The sequence below is a fragment of the Arthrobacter sp. B2I5 genome, assembly GCF_030816735.1.
Taxonomy (GTDB): domain Bacteria; phylum Actinomycetota; class Actinomycetes; order Actinomycetales; family Micrococcaceae; genus Arthrobacter.
The window spans coordinates 138,849-158,323 of sequence record NZ_JAUSYF010000001.1 but is presented as its reverse complement, the minus strand read 5'-3'; the positions used below and the strand labels follow the sequence as shown (position 1 = coordinate 158,323).

18 protein-coding genes are annotated in these 19,475 nt (G+C 66.2%); 9 read left to right on the top strand and 9 right to left on the bottom strand.

The genetic code is table 11. The features are described from left to right. Positions 1-10: 10 nt before the first annotated feature. From QFZ60_RS00680 to QFZ60_RS00660, 5 genes are all read right to left on the bottom strand, one after another. Positions 11-982 carry a DnaJ C-terminal domain-containing protein gene (locus QFZ60_RS00680; protein ID WP_200830456.1) on the bottom strand — a complete coding sequence of 324 codons (972 nt, stop codon included), beginning with the start codon at positions 980-982 and terminating at the stop codon, positions 11-13. Positions 983-1,077: 95 nt separating this feature from the next. Then, a complete protein-coding gene (locus tag QFZ60_RS00675; RefSeq protein ID WP_307087261.1) occupies positions 1,078-1,779 on the bottom strand; it encodes a nucleotide exchange factor GrpE in 702 nt (233 codons plus the stop codon). 3 nt (positions 1,780-1,782) lie between these two features. Then, entirely contained in the window at positions 1,783-3,651 is a 1,869-nt protein-coding gene (gene dnaK, locus QFZ60_RS00670) for a molecular chaperone DnaK (RefSeq protein ID WP_307087260.1), read from the bottom strand. A 233-nt stretch (positions 3,652-3,884) separates the two neighbouring features. Beyond that, on the bottom strand, positions 3,885-4,346 hold the full coding sequence (locus QFZ60_RS00665) for a hypothetical protein (RefSeq protein WP_307087259.1): 462 nt from the start codon (positions 4,344-4,346) through the stop codon (positions 3,885-3,887). A 90-nt stretch (positions 4,347-4,436) separates the two neighbouring features. After that, positions 4,437-5,189 carry a TetR/AcrR family transcriptional regulator gene (locus QFZ60_RS00660; RefSeq protein WP_307087258.1) on the bottom strand — a complete coding sequence of 251 codons (753 nt, stop codon included), beginning with the start codon at positions 5,187-5,189 and terminating at the stop codon, positions 4,437-4,439. A 126-nt stretch (positions 5,190-5,315) separates the two neighbouring features. Between QFZ60_RS00660 and QFZ60_RS00655 the strand changes: the two genes are divergently transcribed. Then, positions 5,316-6,245 carry an NAD-dependent epimerase/dehydratase family protein gene (locus QFZ60_RS00655; protein WP_307087257.1) on the top strand — a complete coding sequence of 310 codons (930 nt, stop codon included), beginning with the start codon at positions 5,316-5,318 and terminating at the stop codon, positions 6,243-6,245. A 34-nt stretch (positions 6,246-6,279) separates the two neighbouring features. Here QFZ60_RS00655 and QFZ60_RS00650 read toward each other — a convergent pair whose 3' ends face one another. Beyond that, entirely contained in the window at positions 6,280-8,481 is a 2,202-nt protein-coding gene (locus QFZ60_RS00650; RefSeq protein ID WP_307087256.1) for an efflux RND transporter permease subunit, read from the bottom strand. Positions 8,482-8,665: 184 nt separating this feature from the next. On the opposite strand from QFZ60_RS00650, the gene QFZ60_RS00645 reads away from it, so the two are divergent. Continuing rightward, on the top strand, positions 8,666-9,178 hold the full coding sequence (locus QFZ60_RS00645) for a MarR family winged helix-turn-helix transcriptional regulator (protein ID WP_307087255.1): 513 nt from the start codon (positions 8,666-8,668) through the stop codon (positions 9,176-9,178). Positions 9,179-9,260: 82 nt separating this feature from the next. On the opposite strand, the gene QFZ60_RS00640 is transcribed toward QFZ60_RS00645, so the two are convergent. Both QFZ60_RS00640 and QFZ60_RS00635 read right to left on the bottom strand, forming a co-directional pair. Next, entirely contained in the window at positions 9,261-10,331 is a 1,071-nt protein-coding gene (locus QFZ60_RS00640; protein ID WP_307087253.1) for a hypothetical protein, read from the bottom strand. Beyond that, the gene (locus tag QFZ60_RS00635) at positions 10,264-11,295 is read right to left on the bottom strand and encodes a phytase (protein WP_307087251.1); all 1,032 of its coding nucleotides are present in this window, start codon (positions 11,293-11,295) and stop codon (positions 10,264-10,266) included. Before QFZ60_RS00635 ends, QFZ60_RS00640 begins: the two co-directional genes overlap by 68 nt. A gap of 232 nt (positions 11,296-11,527) precedes the next feature. Here QFZ60_RS00635 and QFZ60_RS00630 point away from each other — a divergent pair, with 232 nt between their 5' ends. The 7 genes from QFZ60_RS00630 to QFZ60_RS00600 all read left to right on the top strand — a co-directional run bounded on the left by QFZ60_RS00630 (position 11,528) and on the right by QFZ60_RS00600 (position 17,951). Next, the gene (locus QFZ60_RS00630) at positions 11,528-12,346 is read left to right on the top strand and encodes a methyltransferase domain-containing protein (RefSeq protein ID WP_307087250.1); all 819 of its coding nucleotides are present in this window, start codon (positions 11,528-11,530) and stop codon (positions 12,344-12,346) included. Positions 12,347-12,413: 67 nt separating this feature from the next. Continuing rightward, positions 12,414-12,713, top strand: coding sequence for a type II toxin-antitoxin system Phd/YefM family antitoxin (locus tag QFZ60_RS00625; RefSeq protein ID WP_307087247.1), 300 nt, complete (start codon positions 12,414-12,416; stop codon positions 12,711-12,713). Further along, complete coding sequence (locus QFZ60_RS00620) at positions 12,713-13,102, top strand: type II toxin-antitoxin system VapC family toxin (protein ID WP_307087246.1); 390 nt, start codon at positions 12,713-12,715, stop codon at positions 13,100-13,102. Before QFZ60_RS00625 ends, QFZ60_RS00620 begins: the two co-directional genes overlap by 1 nt. Before the next feature lie 21 nt (positions 13,103-13,123). Next, positions 13,124-13,747, top strand: coding sequence for a LysE family transporter (locus tag QFZ60_RS00615; protein ID WP_307087244.1), 624 nt, complete (start codon positions 13,124-13,126; stop codon positions 13,745-13,747). Between the two features lie 135 nt (positions 13,748-13,882). After that, positions 13,883-14,416 (top strand): low molecular weight protein-tyrosine-phosphatase, encoded by a 534-nt coding sequence (locus QFZ60_RS00610; protein WP_307087242.1) that lies wholly within the window; start codon positions 13,883-13,885, stop codon positions 14,414-14,416. A 66-nt stretch (positions 14,417-14,482) separates the two neighbouring features. Then, on the top strand, positions 14,483-16,549 hold the full coding sequence (pabB, locus tag QFZ60_RS00605) for an aminodeoxychorismate synthase component I (protein ID WP_307087240.1): 2,067 nt from the start codon (positions 14,483-14,485) through the stop codon (positions 16,547-16,549). Between the two features lie 127 nt (positions 16,550-16,676). Further along, positions 16,677-17,951 carry a multidrug effflux MFS transporter gene (locus QFZ60_RS00600; protein WP_307087238.1) on the top strand — a complete coding sequence of 425 codons (1,275 nt, stop codon included), beginning with the start codon at positions 16,677-16,679 and terminating at the stop codon, positions 17,949-17,951. Between the two features lie 31 nt (positions 17,952-17,982). On the opposite strand, the gene cls is transcribed toward QFZ60_RS00600, so the two are convergent. Then, positions 17,983-19,458 carry a cardiolipin synthase gene (gene cls, locus QFZ60_RS00595; RefSeq protein ID WP_373427651.1) on the bottom strand — a complete coding sequence of 492 codons (1,476 nt, stop codon included), beginning with the start codon at positions 19,456-19,458 and terminating at the stop codon, positions 17,983-17,985. Positions 19,459-19,475: the final 17 nt, after the last annotated feature.

The following is a 19,475-nucleotide window of genomic DNA, read 5'->3' as shown; positions in this document are numbered from 1 at the left end:
ACCTCCGTGCCTAGAGCCGGGCCTTGGCTGCGAGGCCCTCGCGAACATCCGCCGACGACGTTGCCTCGGCGAACGCCTTGACCGCAGCCTCGGCTTCCTTGTTGAGGTTCTTGGGAACCGCGACGTCGATGGTCACCAGCAGGTCGCCGGTGGCCTTGGAGGTCTTGACGCCTTTGCCCTTCACCCGGAGGGTGCGGCCGGACGGCGTGCCCGCCGGAACACGCACCTTGACCTTGTCGCCGTCGATCGTGGGCACCTCGATGTCCGCGCCCAAAGCAGCCTCCGGGAAGGTGACGGGGACGTGGATCCGGAGGTTGTCGCCGTCGCGCGTGTAGAACTGGTGCGGCTGGACAGCGACGGTCACTACCAGGTCACCGTTACCGGCAGCACCGGGCTGGCCCTTGCCGCGCACACGGACCTTCTGGCCGTCCTTGATGCCGGCGGGAACCCGGACATCGATCACTTCGCCGCTGGGTTCACGCAGGCCGATGGTGGTGCCGCGGATGGAGCCGGCGAAGGAAATGCTGGTGGAAGCGGTCCGGTCGGCACCCTTCTGCGGGGTGCGCTGGAACCCGGGGGCTCCGCCGAAGCCGCCAAAGAGGTCCGCGAACTCGGGCGGAATGCCGCCCGCGGAGGGGTTGAACCCGCCGGCGTGGCGTCCGGTGTTGCCGGTGAACAGTCCGCCGAACATGTCCTCGAAGCCGCCGTTCGTGGCACCTGCGCCGCCCGGGGCAAACCGTGCCCCGCTGCCCATGGCCCGGATGGCGTCATACTGCTGGCGCTCGTCCGGGTCCGAAAGCACCGAATAAGCCTCGGAGATGTCCTTGAACTTCTTCTCGGAAGCAGAGTTCCCCGCATTCGTATCAGGGTGGTGCTGCCGCGCAAGCTTCCGGTAGGCCTTCTTGATGTCGGCATCGGAAGCGTCCTTGGCAACACCAAGGATCTTGTAAAAGTCCTTGTCCACCCAATCCTGGCTAGCCAATGGCGTTTCCTTTCAAGAATCTGTGCCGAGATGACAGTTCGCGCCAATGTTCCGTGGAATCACTGCCGCGAACTGTCATCTCGATGGGGGTAATGCTACGCAGGGACAGCGACGATGACCTGGGCTGCGCGGAGGACCCGGTCGCCTGACTTGTAGCCTGAGCGGAGGACTTGGCTGACGGTGTCAACCTCGATGTCCTCGCCGGGCTGCTGGATCAGGGCCTCGTGGATCGTGGGATCGAACTCCACGCCGGTCTCATCGATGCGGACCAGGCCGTAGGTCTTCAGCGCGTTCTCCAGTTTGGTGGCGATCGCGGCGAAGGGACCGTCGGTGAGGTCGCCGTGCTGCCGGGCGGCGTCGACGTCGTCCAGGACCGGGAGCAGGGAGTTCAGGACGCCGATGACGGCCATTTCCCCTGCCACGGCGCGGTCGCGTTCAACGCGCTTGCGGTAGTTGACGTACTCAGCCTGGAGGCGGAGCAGGTCGTTGCGCAGCTCGGCTGCCTCGGCGTTGCCGGCAGACCCTGCGGGCGCACCCTGGGCCACGGATTCCTCGGCCGGCACGTCCACGCCGTTGAGAATCTCCTCGGCCTGGGCCAGCGCGTCGCCGTCGGAATCTGCTGCCCCGGCCTGGGAACCGGCCCCGGGGGCGGACTGGCCGCCCTCCGGGTGCCGGGCCTGCCCGGTCACCGGGTCAACCTTGCGGTTGTCCCGGATGACCGGCTCCTGGCCGTTGCCCTGCGTGTTCTGCTGGCTTGCGGATGTGTTGTGCTCTTCCTCGTTACCGTGGTGCGGCATGGGTTACTTCTTCGCTTCGTCTTCGTCGATGATCTCGGCGTCGACGATGTCTTCGTCGGAGGAACCTGCCGAAGCACCTGCGGCACCTTCAGCACCTGCAGCGCCTGCGCCGTCCGGTGAACCGGGCTGGGCGTAGATGGCTTCGCCGAGCTTGGTCTGGGAAGCCTGCAGCTTCTCGAACGCGGACTTCACGGCTGCGTCGTCGGTGCCTTCGAGGGCCTTCTTGAGGCTGTCGACATCGCCCTGGACCTCGGTCTTGACCTCTTCGGGAAGCTTGTCCGCGTTGTCGGCGATCAGCTTGTCCACGGAGTAGGCGAGCTGCTCGGCGGTGTTGCGGGTGTCGGTTGCCTCGCGGCGGGCCTTGTCCTCGGCTGCGTGCTCCTCGGCGTCACGGACCATGCGGTCAATGTCTTCCTTGGAGAGGCTGGAGCCACCGGTGATGGTCATGGACTGTTCCTTGCCGGTGCCCTTGTCCTTCGCGGAGACGTGGACGATGCCGTTGGCGTCGATGTCGAAGGTGACCTCGATCTGCGGGATGCCGCGCGGGGCCGGGGCGATGCCGGTCAGCTCGAATGTGCCCAGCGGCTTGTTGTCGCGGGTGAACTCGCGCTCGCCCTGGAAGACCTGGATGGCCACGGACGGCTGGTTGTCATCCGCCGTGGTGAAGGTCTCGGACCGCTTGGTGGGGATGGCGGTGTTGCGCTCGATCAGGTGCGTCATCACGCCACCCTTGGTTTCAATGCCGAGGGACAGCGGGGTGACGTCGATCAGGAGGACGTCCTTGCGCTCACCCTTCAGCACACCGGCCTGCAGGGCTGCACCAACGGCCACAACCTCATCCGGGTTCACGCCCTTGTTCGGCTCCTTGCCGCCGGCGAGTTCCTTGACCAGGTCGTACACGGCGGGCATACGGGTGGAGCCACCAACGAGGACGATGTGGTTGATGTCGGAGAGCTTGATGCCGGCTTCCTTGATCACATCGTGGAACGGCTTCTTGGTGCGCTCCAGCAGGTCCTTGGTGAGGTCCTGGAACTTGGCGCGGGTCAGCTGCTCGTCCAGGTGGACCGGGCCGTCGGGGGTGACGGACAGGTACTGGAGCGAGACGTTGGTGCTGGTGGAGGAGGAGAGTTCCTTCTTGGCCTGCTCAGCGGCTTCGCGGAGGCGCTGCAGGGCGATCTTGTCCTTGGACAGGTCGATGCCCTTGACCTTGAGCTGGTTCAGCAGGTAGTCAACGACGCGCTGGTCCCAGTCGTCGCCGCCCAGGCGGTTGTCACCGGCGGTGGCGCGGACCTGGATGGTGGAGAAGTTGTCTTCGTCCTTGCCGACTTCCAGCAGGGAGACGTCGAAGGTACCGCCACCAAGGTCGAAGACCAGGATGAGTTCGTCTTCCTTGCCCTTGTCCAGGCCGTAGGCCAGGGCTGCGGCGGTGGGCTCGTTGACGATGCGCAGGACGTTCAGGCCTGCGATTTCGCCGGCTTCCTTGGTGGCCTGGCGCTCGGCGTCGTTGAAGTAGGCCGGGACGGTGATGACGGCGTCGGTGACCTTTTCACCCAGGTAGGACTCGGCGTCGTTCTTCAGCTTCATGAGGATACGGGCGGAGATTTCCTGCGGGGTGTACTTCTTGGCGTCGATGTCCACCTTCCAGTCGGTGCCCATGTGGCGCTTGACCGATGCGATGGTGCGCTCGATGTTGTTGACGGCCTGGCGCTTGGCGATCTCGCCAACCAGGACCTCGCCGGACTTGGAGAATGCAACGACCGACGGCGTGGTGCGGCCACCCTCAGCGTTGGCAATAACGGTGGGCTCGCCACCTTCGAGAACGGAGACGACGGAGTTGGTGGTTCCGAGGTCAATACCTACTGCACGTGACATGTGTTGCTTCCTTCTTTCCTTGGAAACTGGTTGGCGCCCTAAGCATTGAGCGTTCTGCACTCAACTCTACTCAGGGCGCCAACGATGTCAATCCAAAGTTGAGTGTGGTCCGCTCAACTCTGGAGGCCATGTCAGGCATTTAGTTCGATATTCCTTGAATTTCCGGGCTTCCTCGCGCAGGATTACGACGGCGACCCAGGGTTTCGCTTTAGGAGAACGTTCCGCCGGGCTGCTTAGCGCTCCGTATCCCGGTCGCCGTGGAGCGGGCCGCGCTCTTCCGCCGTCGTTTGGACCTGGCGATCGGTAAGTCCTTCACGGATGGACTCCTCCGTGCGGCGGCCCGCAGTGCCGGCATCGCCGTAGTCGCCTTCCTCGTACTCGCCGTCAGCAACGTCGCGTTCAGCTACGTCGCGTTCGGCAACGTCGCGTTCGGGCTCGTTGACCGCGCCGGCATCGCCGTAGTCACCGTCCACGTACTGCCCGCCGTCCTCCACGCCCGAAGCATGGGTTCCAGCTGTTCCGGCAGCGCCGTAATCGCCCTCCGGATATTGCTCACCCAACTCCCCGGCCGGCCTTTCCACGGCCCCGGCGTCGCCGTAGTCGCCGTCCACGTACTGCCCGCCCTCGCCTTCCAGTCCGGGGGCGCTGCTGCCCTTGCGGGGTTCCTCGGCTGCAATTTCAGGGTTCTCAGTCATGGTGCATCTCTCCTTCGAGGCTCCGCGTCCATGCGGGCGCACTGGCAGTCTATCGACGGCCCGGGCGCATCAACAGGGCTTCGCCAGCACTTATCGGGAGGCCCCAACCGGCAGGCCGGCGACGCCTGCCAGCACGGCGAGGTGATGGTCGAAGAGCTCCGCGGGAGCCCTGAACGTGTCCGGCCCGTACTGGTTGAACACCTCGAAGCTGACCGCACCGGAGAGGGAACCCCACACCAGGACACCCCGCGCCACGAGCTCGTCCGGGAGGTCCAGGCCGTATTCCGAGCGGATGGCGGTCAGGTCGGCGGCCAGGGTTGGCGGCAGTTGCGGGGAGCCTTCGGCCGGAAGCGACAACTGGCCAGCCCGGGAAGCCGCGTCCAAGATACTGATGAGGCTGACGATGACCCTCGTGCCGGGACCCGTGGTGCGCTCGGCAGGGGCGCTGTAGCCGGGAACGGGGCTGCCGAAAAGGAGCGCGTAGCTGGCGGGCTCGCGCACGGCCCATTCCCGGACAGCCCTGCCCAGCGCCAGGAAGCGGGCACCATGGTCACCTTCCGGAGCCTGGGCGACGGCCGCGTCCACTTCGTCCCCGAGCTCGCCGAAGGCGTCGATCAGCAACAGGGTCAGCAGCTCGTCGCGGCTCTCCACGTAACGGTAGACGGCGGAGGACACCACCCCCAGGTCCCTCGCCACTGCGCGCAGGGAGAGCGCGGCCGCACCGTGCGTGGCCAGGTGCCGGCGGCCCAGGCGGACGATGTCCGCCACGGTTTGCGTCCTTGCCCGCTGCCGGGGCGTGAGCGGGCGGTCAAGGCCGGCGGCTGTTTCCTGAGCTTCAGTCACCGATCCAGCATGCCACAACCGAGAGCGCCAGAATCGAAAGAGAGCACCGCTCTTGACTTCACCAAGGCGCAGCCCCATGCTGTTCCTGAGAGCAGTGCTCTCAGAAAACTGGAACGAGGAGGACAAGTGGCACATGCGTATGTAGTGACGGGAGCTGGACCGGTGGGGTGGACGGTGGCCGAACAGCTGGCAGACCGGGGGCGGCAGGTGCGCGTCCTTACCCGCTCGGGCAGCGGACCCCGGCACCCGCTGATTGAGCGGGTTGCCGGGGATGCAAAGGACCCGGACATCCTGCGCACTGCCTTTGCAGGCGCCAAGGCCGTCTTCCACTGTATCCACGGGTCGGCCTACACCGCCTCGGCATGGCAGGCGGAACTGCCCGCCGCCGAGAAGGCAGTCCTGGCCGCCGCGCAGGAAGCAGGCGCCGTCGTCGTATTCCCCGAAAGCCTCTACTCCTACTCGGAGCCGGACCGCGTGATGACGGAAGACAGTCCCCGCATGGCTGCCGGCGGCAAGCGCGGCGTGCGGACTGAACTGCTTCGGGCCCGTGCGGCCGCAGCCGCTCCTGCCCTGAGCGTGGTGGCGGGCGACTTCTTTGGGCCCCGCGTCCGGATGGCACACGGCGGCGAGCGCATGGTGGTGCCGATCCTGGCAGGGAAGAATGTCAGCGTCATCGGCAGCTCCCGCCAGCCGCACTCGTTCACGTACGTCCCGGACCTGGCCAGGGCAATGATCGCCGCGGCAGACAGGCCCTCCGCCTGGAACACCGTGTGGCACGCACCCACAGGCCCGGCGCTCACCCAGACGGAACTGGCCCATGCCTTCGCCGCAGCGGCGGGACGAACAGCTCCCAAAGTGCGTGTCCTGCCCGGCTGGACGCTCCGCGCGGCAGGCCTTGTCTCAGCCGATGCCCGCGAACTGGCCGAGATGCTGTACCAGTTCGAGCGGCCGTTCATCATGGACTCGGCCGCGTCGCAGGCAGCCCTCGACGTCAGCCCCACCCCGCTGGAAACGGCTGCTGCCGCCACCGTGGACTGGTGGCGGCAGCAGGGGTAGTGCTTGATGCGTACGGGTGGTGGAGGTGCCGGGGTTAGCGGCTGGGAACCTCTTCCAGGGGTTCGACGCCGGGTTCCCGCGGCCGTACAGGGCTCGGGCCGTCCGTGCGTCCCAGCTTGCTGGGCCACCAGATCTTCGGTCCGATGTCGTAGGCCAGGGCCGGCACCAGCAGCGAGCGCACCAGGACGGTGTCCAGCAGCACGCCGAACGCCACAATGAACGCCAGCTGGACCAGGAACATGATGGGAATGACGCCCAGCGCCGCGAACGTGGCGGCGAGCACCACGCCTGCGGAGGTGATGACACCGCCGGTCACCACCAGGCCGCGGAGAATGCCGGGCCGGGTGCCGTGCTTGAGGGATTCCTCCCGGACCCGGCTCATCAGGAAGATGTTGTAGTCCACGCCCAGGGCCACCAGGAACACGAAGCCGAACAGCGGCACTGTGGCATCGGCGCCGGGGAAGCCAAAGATGTTGTTGAAGACGAAGGCCGACACGCCAAGCGCCGCCGCGTAGGAAAGCACCACGGAGAGCACCAGCAGGACCGGCGCCACGATGGAGCGCAGCAGCAGCATCAGGATGAAGAGGATCACCACCAGGACCACGGGGATGATGACCACCAGGTCATGCTGGGCGGTGGTGTTGGTGTCGAGTGCGGTGGCGGTGACGCCGCCCACCAGGGCCCCGGGGTCAACGGCCTTCACCCCGGCGCGAAGGGCCTGGACGGTTTCCTCCGCTTCCAGCGAGTCGGCAGCGTCATTGAGGGTGGCGTTGATGATCACCCTTCCCTCCCGGATGTCCGGGGCGCTGGGAGCGCCGGGGGCTCCGGTGATGGGCACACTGCCCGGGCCCAGCAGGTAAGCCTCGCCCACGCCGTCGTCCGCTTTCACGCGGTCCAGCACCTCGGCTGCCTTGGCCTGGTCGGCAATGACGACGGCGGGGCTGCCGCTGCCGGCGTCGAAGTGGCGGGCCAGCGCGTCCTGGCCGTCAACGGCGTTGGAGGCGGTGAGGATGACGTCGGTCTGCGGCACACCGTTGGCCTTCAGCTGGAACAGGCCACCTGCCGCAACCAGCAGCAGGAGAACCGAGGCCACCCAGACGGTCCTGGGCCGCCGTGCCACCAGCGAACCGGTGGCACGCCACAGCCCCTTCTGGCCTTCCAGGCCCGTGACCAGCTCGGGTTCACGCTGGTCTGCGGGGAGGAGTTTGGGGCGGAACGGCCAGAAGGCGGCACGGCCCAGCAGTGCCATCAGCGCTGGAAGCAGGGTCAGCGCGGCGAACAGGGCACAGAGGATGCCTGCGGCAGCCACTGGGCCCAGGGCCTTGTTCGAGTTCAGGTCGGAGAAGAGCAGGCACAGCAGTGCAATGATCACGGTGGCGCCGGAGGCCAGGATGGGCTCGAAGGAGGCCTTCCATGCGGTGAGGACGGCGGCCGTGCGGTTGGTGGTGTGGGTGAGCGCTTCCCGGAAGCGAGCCACGAACAGCAGGGCGTAGTCCGTGGCCGCGCCGATCACCAGGATGGAGAGGATGCCCTGGCTTTGGCCGTTGAGCTGGATCCAGCCGGCCTTGGCCATGCCGAACACCAGCAGGATTGCCGCGCAAAGGGCAAACACGGATGTCAGCAGCACCATGATGGGCAGCAGGAGGGACCGGTAGACAATGAGGAGGATCACGAACACGGCGGACAGGGCAACCAGCAGGAGGATGCCGTCAATGCCGCCGAAGGCTGCGGTGAGGTCGGCTGCGAGGCCGGCTGGGCCCGTCACGAAGGTCTGCGCGCCCTCCGGTGCTGCTTCCGTCACCGTTTCGCGGAGTTCCTTGACCGCGTCCTTGACCTCAATGGAGGACCCGACCGGGACCACGAACTGGACTGCCTTGGCGTCCTTGGATGGAATCGGGCCGATCACCGTACTGCCCAGCTTGAGCTCTTCAAGGCTGGCCTTGAGCCTGGCCAGTTCCCCCAGCTGCGCGGGAGTGAAAGCCTCGTTCTTCTCGATGACGATGATGCCCGGAACCTCGTCCGAGTCACGGAACTTTGCCTGCCAGTCCTGGGCCTCGGTGGCCTCGGCGCTGGCGGGCAGGAACGACGCCTGGTCGTTGGAGGACACCTCCTCCAGCCGGCCGAATGTGGGGCCGCCAACCCCGGCCACTCCCAGCCAGGTCAGCACCAGGACGGCAGGGACCAGCCAGCGCAGCCAGAAAGGGACTCGCTCGTTGGCAACTTTTGTGCGGTTCATGGCGCCTTCCATCAATACGCGGGTGGAGTAGTATTTGTTCCAGCATAGATTATCTCCATGATAGACATAAGTGGCCGCCAAGCTTTTTTCAGCTGCTGAAGACGTAAGCGGGACCTGCAGTAATATCCGTCAGTACGGCCGGACGGAAACGTTCGCGTGGAACAAGGAATGCAGGGAGGTGGACATGGCAGGGAAAACTTCGCCTGAAGCGGCCCCGGGTCCGCTCGCCGGCGCGCCCGAAGGTCCCCCTCACCCGCTGCTGCGCCTTCTGCAGGAGTTCACCATGGAGGCCAACCGCTACGTGGATGTTGCCGGCGGCCGGAAGGACATGCACCGCACTGACATGAATGCCCTGGCCGTCATCATGCGCCACACGGCCGCCGGCAGCGTGGTAACGCCCGGGGTCCTGCGCAAGGAGCTGAACCTGAGTTCCCCGGCCACCACCGCCCTGATCGACCGACTGGACAAGTCGGGGCACATCGTGCGCGAACGGAACAGCGCGGACCGGCGGCAGGTCCAGCTGAAGATGACTCCCAAGGCGTTCCGGGAGGGCGGGGCCGTCTTCGCTCCCCTGGCGCAGCATATGGGCAGCGCCATGGCCGCCTTCTCGGAAGAGGAGCTGGAAACCGTCACGCGCTTCATGACGGCGATGGTGGAAGCCACGGTGGCGGCCCGCGGCGAATCCGGCCCTGCTTAGACTGCGCTGCCGCGGAGGAAGGGCCGTTTTGGGTTTGCCAAAACGGCCCTTCCTGTTTGCCTCCGGGGAAAGTGGCTGCGGGTTATGGTGCCTTGGGCCGAAGCGCCACCAGCCAGCCGGCCCATTCGCGGGCTGCGCTGAAGTTCCACGTCTTCGCCCCACTGGCTCCAGCGGCGGCCTGGATACCATCGGCGACCTCGAAGCGGCGTGCCCCCGCTTCCACTGCCTGTGACATTCCCGCCGGGGAAGTGAGTGTCACGGAGCTGGAGTTGACGCTCATGCATCCGACGAGCATGGCGTTCGCGGCCGTGGTAGTCACCGCGGGGATGGTTCCCGAGGAGGCTGCCGCGCCGGATCCCGTGGTGGCGGCGGCGTCGGGTCCTGAGGTGCCGGTATATCTCGCGATGCCTCCCCCGCTGGTCGTCGAAGAGGTGGTCCATGCGTAATCCGCCGGCTCAGACGCCGTGGCCACCTTGTAGTAGCCGTAGACCTTGGGATTCGCGATATTGGTCACCGACGCCAGCACGGTCCACCCGGCGGGCACACCTGCCGCGGCAATGGTGCCTCCAGTGAGGGACACGCAGCCCACCAGCAGGTCACCCTGCGCCACGTTGGCCGGCTTGGGGATCCTGAGGGTGGTGGTTGCCGTGGTGTTCACGGCCTGACTGACCGACTGGCGGACGATGGCGCTGCCGCCGCCACCCGGGTCGCCGGAGGTGACGCTCCAGGCCTGTGTGGCTGCGGTACCGTCCGTGTTGCCGGCGGCGTCGGTGGCCCAGACATTGAAGCTGTGGGATGCGATTGACAGTCCGGAGTACGTCTGGGGCGAGGTACAGGCGGCACGCGCGGCGCCGTCCAGGCTGCACTGGAAGGTTGAATTGGCTTCACTCGAGGTGAATGCGAAGGACGCACTGGTGGACGTCGACGTCGCAGGCGGACCCGAGGTGATGGTTGTCTCGGGCGGCGTGGTGTCCCCCGGCGGAGGCGGGGTGGATGTCCCGGCCCCGATCTTGCGTGGGTCGTAGGCCGGATCGACGAGCAGAGCCGGCGAATAGGCGGCCGCGATGGACTGCCAGGGCACCGCCTTAAAATTCTGGCGGACCTCGTTTGAAGTGTCCTGGGTGACGAAGAAGCCCTGGGGGAAGGGGACCACCGACGCCAAAATTGGTGACGTCTATCCCGTCCATGCCGGTGACAGCATCGATCCCGTTGCCTGCCGGAATGGCGAAGGCGCCCAGTGGCCGGTTGTCATCCCGGGTATAGACGTGGAACCGGTTGGAGCCCTGGCTCGCGGCCAGCAGGTACCCGGTGCCCCCGCTCCCGTAGTAAATGCTGATGCCCTTGATGTCCTGGACGATTTCACCGCCGTTCTCGGTGGTGCTGACAACCCTTGTCCCTGCGGTCGCGTCGCCGGGTTCGGCCCCGTAACGCCAGATTCCGCCGATGTCCTCCTGCGCAATATAGAGCCGTTTCATCTCATCATCGGCCACCAGGCCCTCGGTGTGGGCGGGACCGCTCACCGTCCAACTGCGCACGAGCTTGCCGGTGACGGATCCCGTGGAGCCGTCAAGTTCCCACTGCTCCACCTTGCCGACATCCGTAACATACGCGTAGTACTTGCCGGTGTCCGGGGAATGGTAGAAGGAGAACCCACGGGGCGTCGTGATGCTGGAGGTGGGCAAGAAGCTGCCGGCCTTCGTCAGCGAGCCGTCAGAACCATTGACTTTGTAGAAGTCCAGGCTCCGTTCCCGGTTCGAGACACCGACCAAGCCGACGCGGCTGTTGCCGAGAGGGAAGTTGTAGCGGACGTCCACATTGTTCATGCGCCCGTCGGGGTAGTAGAACAACTGCCGTCCGGACAGGTCGTAAACGACGAGACCGTGTCCGTCCCTGCTCTTGTCCGTGCCGATGATGGTGCTCTTCGACGGGTCGGTGGGATGGATCCAGATGGCGGCGTCGTCGGCCGCATCCGGCGTTCCCGGTATTGGAGCCGTTTCAACGGTCGCGGGCACCTGCGCCACGGCCGCGTTTGCCGGCTGGGCGCCGAGTCCCACGAGCAGCCCGGAGAGTAAACCTCCCACCGTCATTACCGCAGCAAACCTCGATTTGAGTGTCACGTCTGGCCTCCCAAAGCATGTTGCCGCAACCAACCGGCGGCAATGACGGTGTAGTGGAACGTCCAGCGAGGTCAGGTGCCCGCCGCCGGCTGGAGGGCTCATCGTATTCCCGGCCGCGGGCAGGGGGGTACGGGGATCACACCCATAGCTGCGGGCCCGCCTTCGGGGTTCGCTGCAGGACGCGGACCTTGGAGTCCACTCGTCCCATCGTGGTTGGGGGTAGCGTTTGGTTATGAGTGCGCAGCAGCCTGAAGACGACGTTTACACGCACGGCCACCACGAATCCGTGGTCCGCGCCCATGCCGCCAGGACCGCCGAAAATTCCGCGGCGTTCGTCCTTCCGCACCTCACTCCCGGCTCGACACTGCTGGACGTCGGCTGCGGCCCCGGCACCATCACCTGCGACTTTGCCGCCTTGGTGAGTCCCGGGAAGGTTACAGGCCTGGACCGCTCGCCGGACATCATCGCCCAGGCGCAGGCCCTCGCCGTCGAGCGGGAAGTACCCAACGTGGAATTCGTTGCCGGCAACATCTACGATCTCGACTTTGCGGACGAAACGTTCGACGTCGTCCACGCCCACCAGGTGCTCCAGCACCTGACCGACCCCGTTGAGGCGCTGCGTGAAATGCGGCGCGTCGCCAAGCCCGGCGGCATCGTGGCAGTGCGCGACGCCGACTTCCACGGCATGAGCTGGTACCCCGCCATCCCCGAGCTTGACGAGTGGATGGACCTCTACCAGCGCATTGCACGCCGGAACGGAGCAGAGCCCGACGCCGGGCGGCGATTGGTCAGCTGGGCTCAGGCCGCGGGATTCACCGACGTTGCCCCCAGCAGCAGCAACTGGCTTTATGCCACGGCCCAGCAGCGCCGCTGGCTGGCGCGCGTCTGGGGTGAGCGGGTGCTGCACTCGGCCTTCGCGGAACAGGCGCTGGAGTACGGGTTCGCGAACCCGGCCGACCTTGCCCGGATTTCTGCCGGCTGGCACCGCTGGGGCTCCACCGACGACGGCTGGTTCCTGATCCCGAACGGGGAGGTCATCGCCAGGGCGTAGTTCCTGGTTGTCCACATAGCGGCATAGGGCGGGGTTTGCGCCAGAGCCGAACGAATATCGTCGGTCCATGGATTACTACGGTGACAACGAATACTGGGCTGAGCCTTACACGGTTGAGGCTGACCAACTAGACTTGGTCAATGTGGGGCAGTACAACGTTCAAGAGGCAAAAACGCGTTTGTCCGAATTGTTGAACCAGGTGGAGAACGGCGAGGACGTGGTAATCGCCAAGGCCGGGAGGCCCGTTGCCAGGCTGGTAAAAATTGAGCGCCCGCAGAAACGGGAGCTGGGCTTCCTGGGCCCCCTGCATGTTCCGGACGAGTTCTACGCCCCCTGGAGCGATGGGGACATGGGGGCAATGGACTAATGCGGCTCCTGCTGGACACCCACGTCTTCCTGTGGGCAGTCGCCGAACCCAAACGGCTCTCGGGCAAGGCCCGGAATTCCATCAGCAAACTGGACAACCAGGTTTACGTCTCGGCGGTGACCGCCTACGAACTGTCCTACAAGCACCGCCAAGGCAAGCTGCCATCGGGCACGGCGATCATCACAAGCTTTGGGCGGCAGGTTGCCCACCTCTACGCTTCCGAACTGGCTGTCTCTTCACCCCATGCGCTGGCAGCGGGACAACTGGACTGGGACCACAAGGATCCGTTCGACCGGATGATTGCCGCCCAGGCAATGGTGGAGGGACTTACGCTGGTCACCGCCGATGAGGACCTCCAAGCGTTTGGGCCGGTGGCAACCCTCTGGTAGCAGGGGCACTAAACTTGGTTGGTGCAATTCTCTCTCTGGCTGGCCCTGGCGGGCGCAGGCGCCCTGATCAGCTTCACCCCCGGTGCCGGGGCCATCAACACCATGAGCAACTCGCTGAACGCGGGCTTCCGCCGGTCGATCTGGGGAATCCTGGGCCAGCAGGCAGCGCTGGTGGTGCACGTGCTGATCGTGGCCCTGGGTGTTGGCGTCCTGGTGGCCAGTTCACCCCTTGCCTTCAACGTGATCCGCTATGCCGGCGCCGCCTACCTGGTGTACCTGGGCATCCGCCAGTTCCTGAGCAAGCCCACGGCGGCCCAGGAGCAGGCCGCCACCCTCCGCAACGAACCCGCCTGGTCCATCTTCCGGCGCGGGTTCTGGGTCAACCTCCTGAACCCGAAGGCGATCGTGTTCTTCCTCGCCTTCACCCCCCAGTTCATCCGGCCCGATCAACCGCTGTTCACCCAGTACGCCGTGCTGACGGCCACCATTGTTGCCATCGACATCCTGGTGATGTGGTTCTTCTTTGCGGCAGCCGCGAGGTCATTCCAACGGTTCACCAACACAGAGCGTGGCCAAAGGGTCCTCAGCAGGGTGTTCGGCGTGCTGTTCGTGGCCGTGGGTATCCTGCTGGCCCTGATCCACTGAAAGAGGCGCTTCCCAAAGAGGGCACCAACGTGACCCGTACCCATTCCGGGGTTAGTAATGCATCTTTACAAAGCCGTAAACCATTGTGAACACGCGGCTAGCCAAGAGTGATCGGAAGCGCGCATGCTTAGGGGCATGAACTCAGCGTCGAGCGCATATCGCGTCATCACCGTCTGCACGGGCAACATCTGCCGGTCCCCCATGGCCGAGCTTATGCTCAAGGCAGCGCTTGAACGCGAGGGCCTTGACCGCCTGGTGGAGGTGGATTCGGCAGGCATTACCGGTTACGAGGCAGGCCGCGCCATCGATCCCCGCGCCGCCCGCCGGCTCGCCGCAACCCAACTCACCTCCGAAGACCACGTGGCCCGGGAGTGGGAGCCCGGCTGGTTCCGCGAGCGCGACCTGATCCTGGCCCTGGACATCGACCACTACGCCTGGCTCAGCGAGGCGGCGCCGGACCAGGAATCCCTGGACAAGATCCGGATGCTCCGCAGTTTCGATCCCAGCATGGCGGAGCGCGACCGGCTGGACCAGGGCATCGAGGACCCCTGGTACGGCGGTCATGCGGATTTCGACGCCGTCTGGCACCAGATCCACGCGGCCCTGCCGGGACTCGTACAGCACATCAAGTCCGCAGTCCTGCAAAACACCCAGCTTCAGCCGCACTAGCCGCAGCGAAACCAATCGGTGCAGGCCCCAAGCGAACGCCCCGCTGAAAACGGTACGCTCTAGTCCATGAGCCCAGCCCCCGTCATTATCGCCGTCGACGGGCGCTCCGGCGCAGGGAAGACCACCCTCGCCGTCGAGCTGGCGGCCCGGCTCCGCGCCCACCACAAGGTCTCGCTGTTCCACCTTGAGGACATTTACCCTGGCTGGGACGGCCTGGCTGCCGGCGTCGAACGTTATGTCTCCACAGTCCTCACCCCGCTGAGCCGAGGCCAGGCAGCGTCGTGGACCAGCTGGGACTGGGAGAACCACTACGACGGCGACACCCGGGTGACGCTTCCGGCGGAGATCGTCATTGTGGAGGGGGTAGGGGCCGCCGCGGAAGCGGCCCGTCCCATGCTGGACGCCGTGATCTGGACGGAATCCCCTGACGATGACCGGCGGACCCGGGCACTGGACCGCGACGGTGCAACGTATGAACCGTACTGGGACCTGTGGGCCGCCCAGGAGGAGGAATGGCTGGGCCGCGATAACGTGCCCGGCCACGCGGACCTTCGCGTCCGGAACCTCGCCGATGGCGCAGCCCCGACGGAAATTTTGCAGCTGCTCCCCTGCCTCCCCGCCCTGGCTCCGGTCCTCGCCCCCGAACTGTCGGCCCGCCGCGGCCTCCGTCTTCGGGCCGAACGCATGGAGGCCGTCCCGGATGCACCGGCCCTGTTCCATTCACTGTATGGCCGCTCCGGCAATGCCGTGTGGCTGGACTCCTCCAACGCGGGCACGGAACCTGGCGCTGCGGATCCCGCGCAGCGGACTGCCGCCGCGCGCAGCCGGTTCAGCATCATGGCTGACGACGGTGGCACGTTCGGGCAGTGCGTCACGCACCGAGGGGGCGTGAGCCGGATCAGCGCAGGCTCGTCCACCGCCAGCGTTCCCGGCCCCTTTTTCCGCTGGCTGGACACGGTCTGGGGCCGCCGCGCGGTGCGGACCCCGGAGGGCTACCCCGGCGAATTCACCCTTGGCTGGCTGGGCTGCCTGGGGTACGAACTCAAACGTGAAACCGGCGGCGCCGACCTTTCCGCACCCACCCCGGACGCCGCTTTGATCTTCGCTGGCAGGGCTGTGGTCCTGGACCATGCCGAGGGTACCACCTGGATCCTGGCGCTCGAGGCACCGGACGCGGACGAGTGGCTGGCGCATGCCCGGTCCGCCGTGGAAGCCGCGGTGGAGCGGACGGCGCAAGCCGGCGGCAGCCCCGGCGTCGCACCCCCTGCCCCGCCCACTTTCCGCAGCCGGGACACGGGCGTGCGGTACCGGGAGAAGATCACCGCCGCCCAGTATCAGATCGCCCAGGGAAATACCTACGAGGTGTGCCTGACCACCACGCTCGAAGCCAGGATCCCGGCCGGCTCCCTGGATCCGTGGGCCACGTACCTGGCGCTCCGCCGCAGGAACCCGGCTCCCTTCGCGAGCTACCTCCGGCTGGGAGACCTTGCCGTGGCCAGCACCTCGCCGGAGCGGTTCCTCAAGATAGGGTCCGACGGCGGCATGCGCGCCGAGCCGATCAAGGGCACCCGCCGCCGGGCTGCGGACCCGCAGGAGGACAGCCGGCTGCGCACGGACCTGGCCACTTCCTTGAAGGACCGGGCCGAGAACATCATGATCGTGGACCTGCTGCGCAACGACCTCAGCCACTTTGCCATCCCAGGCTCCGTCACGGTCAGCCGGCTCTGCGCCATCGAGAGCTACGCCACCGTCCACCAGATGGTCAGCACCATCGACGCGCACCTCCTCCCCGGGGCGCCGCGGGCAGAGGCGGTGGCAGCCTGCTTCCCTGCCGGCTCCATGACCGGCGCCCCCAAGATCAGCACCATGGCCATCCTCGACCAGCTGGAGGCAGGGGCCAGGGGCCTCTATTCGGGAACCATCGGCTACTTCTCGCTGAACGCGGCGGCGGACCTCGCCGTCGCCATCCGGACCCTGGTGATCAGTGCGGCCGGCGACGGAACCGCGGAACTCTCACTGGGCGTCGGCGGTGCCATCACCTCTGATTCCGATCCCGACGACGAGTATGAAGAGATCCGGACCAAGGCCTACGGGGTCCTTTCCACGCTGGGTGCGGAGTTTCCGGACGACTGAGAGGTTTCACCACTCCCGGGAAAACGGTTTAGGAGGACGCCGCCGCGGGTAGGGAGCTGAGCGTCAGCTGAACCGCTCAAGCAATGCGGCGGGATACCCAAGCGCCCACACGAGTGAGGTTTGCCGCGTGACGGACCCGTCTCATCCCCACAACACCAGCAAGCAGGCACCGCGAAGCGTCAAGTACATTCTCATGCTTGGCGCCCTGGCCGCCCTTCCGGCGATCACCACGGACATGTACCTGCCCTCGCTGCCTGCTGTGGAAGCCGATCTCCACACCACCCAGACCGCCGCCCAACTGACACTGTCCGGAACCCTTGTGGGGGCCGGTGTCGGCCAGCTGGTGATCGGCCCGTTCTCGGACCGGTTCGGCCGAAGGCTGCCCCTGGTCATCGGGATCTCGCTGCACGTGGCCATCTCGCTGCTGTGCTCCCTGACGCCGAACATCGAAACCCTGACCGGGCTGCGCGTACTTCAGGGCTTCTTCAACGCGGCCGCCGCCGTGGTGGCGCTCGCCGTCATCCGCGACCGCTTCGTTGGTTCCGCCGCTGCCCAGCTGCTCTCCCGGCTGATGCTGGTGATTGGCGTGGCGCCGCTCCTGGCGCCTACTGTGGGCCAGGCGATCGCCGGCGCCTGGAACTGGCGGGCTGTCTTCTACGCCCTGGCGCTGATCGGGGTGGTCCTGGTGGCAATCGTCTGGCGGTTCATGCCGGAGACGCTGCCGGAGGACAGCCGCAGTCCGGGCAATCCCAGGCATGTGGCAAACGCGTACTGGTCGCTGCTGCGGGACAGACATTTCATGGCGCTTGCCGTTATTCCCGGGCTGGGGCTGGCCCTGATCATGAGCTACGTGGTGGGGTCCCCCTTTGTCTTCCAGAACGAATACGGCCTCACCGCCCAGCAGTTCGCCCTGGTCTTTGCCCTTAACGGCGCCGCGCTGGTCCTATCCGCGCAGCTCAACGCCGCCCTGGTCCGGAAGTTCCCACCGGTCCGCCTCCTGCGCACCGCCCTCCTGGTCCAGTTGTGCCTTGCCCTGGTGCTGCTCGTGGTGGTGGCCACGGGTGCCGGTGGCGCGTTTGGCCTGGTGGCCGCCCTGTGGCTGGTCCTGTCGGCCCAGGGAATGGTCCCGGCAAACGCCTCTGTTTTGGCCCTGCACAATTACGGCCATATGGCGGGAACGGCGGCTGCGGTCATCGGCGCCCTGCAGTCGGGGGTGGCCGGCCTGGTGAGTCCCCTGGTGGGGGTCCTGGGCGGAAATTCGCTGTCGATGGCCGGCGTTATGATCGGCAGCTGCGCCCTGGCGGTGATGGTGCTTGCCCTGGGGACTCCCGCCTACCGGAAGGGCGGCTGGGCGGAGCATGCCGGGCGCGACGACGGCCAGCGGGTCAGCGCGGACGAATAGTTGGCTGCGGGGCCGGCTTCTTGCACCGTGCCTATTGAACCGTGGCCGTCAGCCGGGCCACGTTGTCCACATACCGTGCAGCGAGCGGCCTGTTGAGCCAGTCCGCCAGCTTCAGCTCGTGGGAAATGTCCCGGTAGGTGTCCTCCACCGCCCGCATCTTGTTCACGATGTCCTCGCCCAAAAGCATCACCGACACCTCCAGGTTCAGCGAGAACGACCGCATGTCCATGTTGCTGGAGCCCAGGACGGCCACTTCGTCGTCGATGGTGAAATGCTTGGCGTGCAGCACGAACGGCGCTTTGTACAGGTAGATCCGCACGCCGGCTTCGAGGAGCGCCTCATAGTAGGACCGCTGCGCGTGGTGGACCAGGAACTGGTCGCCCTTCTCGGACACGAACAGCTCCACGTCCACGCCGCGCTGCGCCGCGGTGGTGATGGCGTAGAGCAGTGAATCGTCGGGAACGAAGTAGGGGCTGCAAATGGAGATCCGGTGCTGCGCGGAGTAGATGAGCGTGTTGAAGAGCCGGAGGTTGTTTTCGGTGATGAACCCGGGGCCGCTGGGCACCACCTGGGCCGTAACGTTGCCGGGTTCGGGGTTCGACGGGAGCTGCAGCTGGTGCTCCAGGGACTCGTCGGTCTCGGTCAGCCAGTCAGTGGCAAAGACGACGTTCAGGGTGGTCACGATGGGGCCGCGGAGGCACGCCATCAGTTCCACCCATTCGCGGCCCGCCTTGCGGTGCCGCGGGTTGTTATAGGAAGGCTCGATCAGGTTCTGCGAGCCCGTGAACGCGACTTCGCCGTCCACCACCAGGATCTTGCGGTGGTTCCGCAGGTCCGGCCGGCGCCACTGGCCGTGGATGGGCAGCAGCGGCAGCATCCGCTTCCACTGGATCTTGCCGGCCTTGAGGCGCTTGAGCAGCTTCCGGTAGCCCTTGATGCGCAGCGTTCCGATGTGGTCGAAGAGGAGCCGCACTTCCACGCCGCGTTCGGCGGCCTCCTCAAGGGCGGTGAGCAGGTCGTTGGTGACATGGTCAGAGCTCATGATGTAGAACTCCGCATTGACGAATTTCTTCGCCTTCCGGACGGCGTTCGTCATGTCCAGGATGGAGTCCGGGTAGCCGGGGATGAGCTCGACGGAATTGTTGTCCACCATGGGCAGCGAACCCAGGGTGCGGTTGAGCTCAGCGGCGGACTTCACCCACTCCGGGCCCGGATAGTCGCTTTCGGCATCCGCGAGGGCGGTGATGCCGGCCCGCACCCGCTCATTGACTTGCTGCTGCTGCGCGCGGCGGCGGCTGGAGAGCTGGAAGTTGCCGAACAGCAGGAACAGCACAATGCCCACGAACGGGATGAAGAAGATCCCCAGCAGCCAGGCCATGGCGGTGGTGGGCCGCCTGTTGCCGGGGATGATGCCCAGCGCCAGGACCCTGATGACAAGGTCCGCGAAGCCCAGGAGCACTACAACCCATGTCGGCGCGGTGCCGGCAAGCGAAAAAGGCCACAACACGTCAATAACTCCCGGGG

Bases quoted from the DNA above. Each gene is read 5' to 3' on its own strand.
- QFZ60_RS00625 (WP_307087247.1), top strand. From the start codon at position 12,414: ATGGATTACTACGGTGACAACGAATACTGGGCTGAGCCTTACACGGTT.
- pabB (WP_307087240.1), top strand. From the start codon at position 14,483: ATGAGCCCAGCCCCCGTCATTATCGCCGTCGACGGGCGCTCCGGCGCA.
- QFZ60_RS00620 (WP_307087246.1), top strand. From the start codon at position 12,713: ATGCGGCTCCTGCTGGACACCCACGTCTTCCTGTGGGCAGTCGCCGAA.
- QFZ60_RS00665 (WP_307087259.1), bottom strand. From the start codon at position 4,346: ATGACTGAGAACCCTGAAATTGCAGCCGAGGAACCCCGCAAGGGCAGC.
- QFZ60_RS00630 (WP_307087250.1), top strand. From the start codon at position 11,528: ATGAGTGCGCAGCAGCCTGAAGACGACGTTTACACGCACGGCCACCAC.
- QFZ60_RS00610 (WP_307087242.1), top strand. From the start codon at position 13,883: ATGAACTCAGCGTCGAGCGCATATCGCGTCATCACCGTCTGCACGGGC.
- QFZ60_RS00645 (WP_307087255.1), top strand. From the start codon at position 8,666: ATGGCAGGGAAAACTTCGCCTGAAGCGGCCCCGGGTCCGCTCGCCGGC.
- dnaK (WP_307087260.1), bottom strand. From the start codon at position 3,651: ATGTCACGTGCAGTAGGTATTGACCTCGGAACCACCAACTCCGTCGTC.
- QFZ60_RS00650 (WP_307087256.1), bottom strand. From the start codon at position 8,481: ATGAACCGCACAAAAGTTGCCAACGAGCGAGTCCCTTTCTGGCTGCGC.
- QFZ60_RS00675 (WP_307087261.1), bottom strand. From the start codon at position 1,779: ATGCCGCACCACGGTAACGAGGAAGAGCACAACACATCCGCAAGCCAG.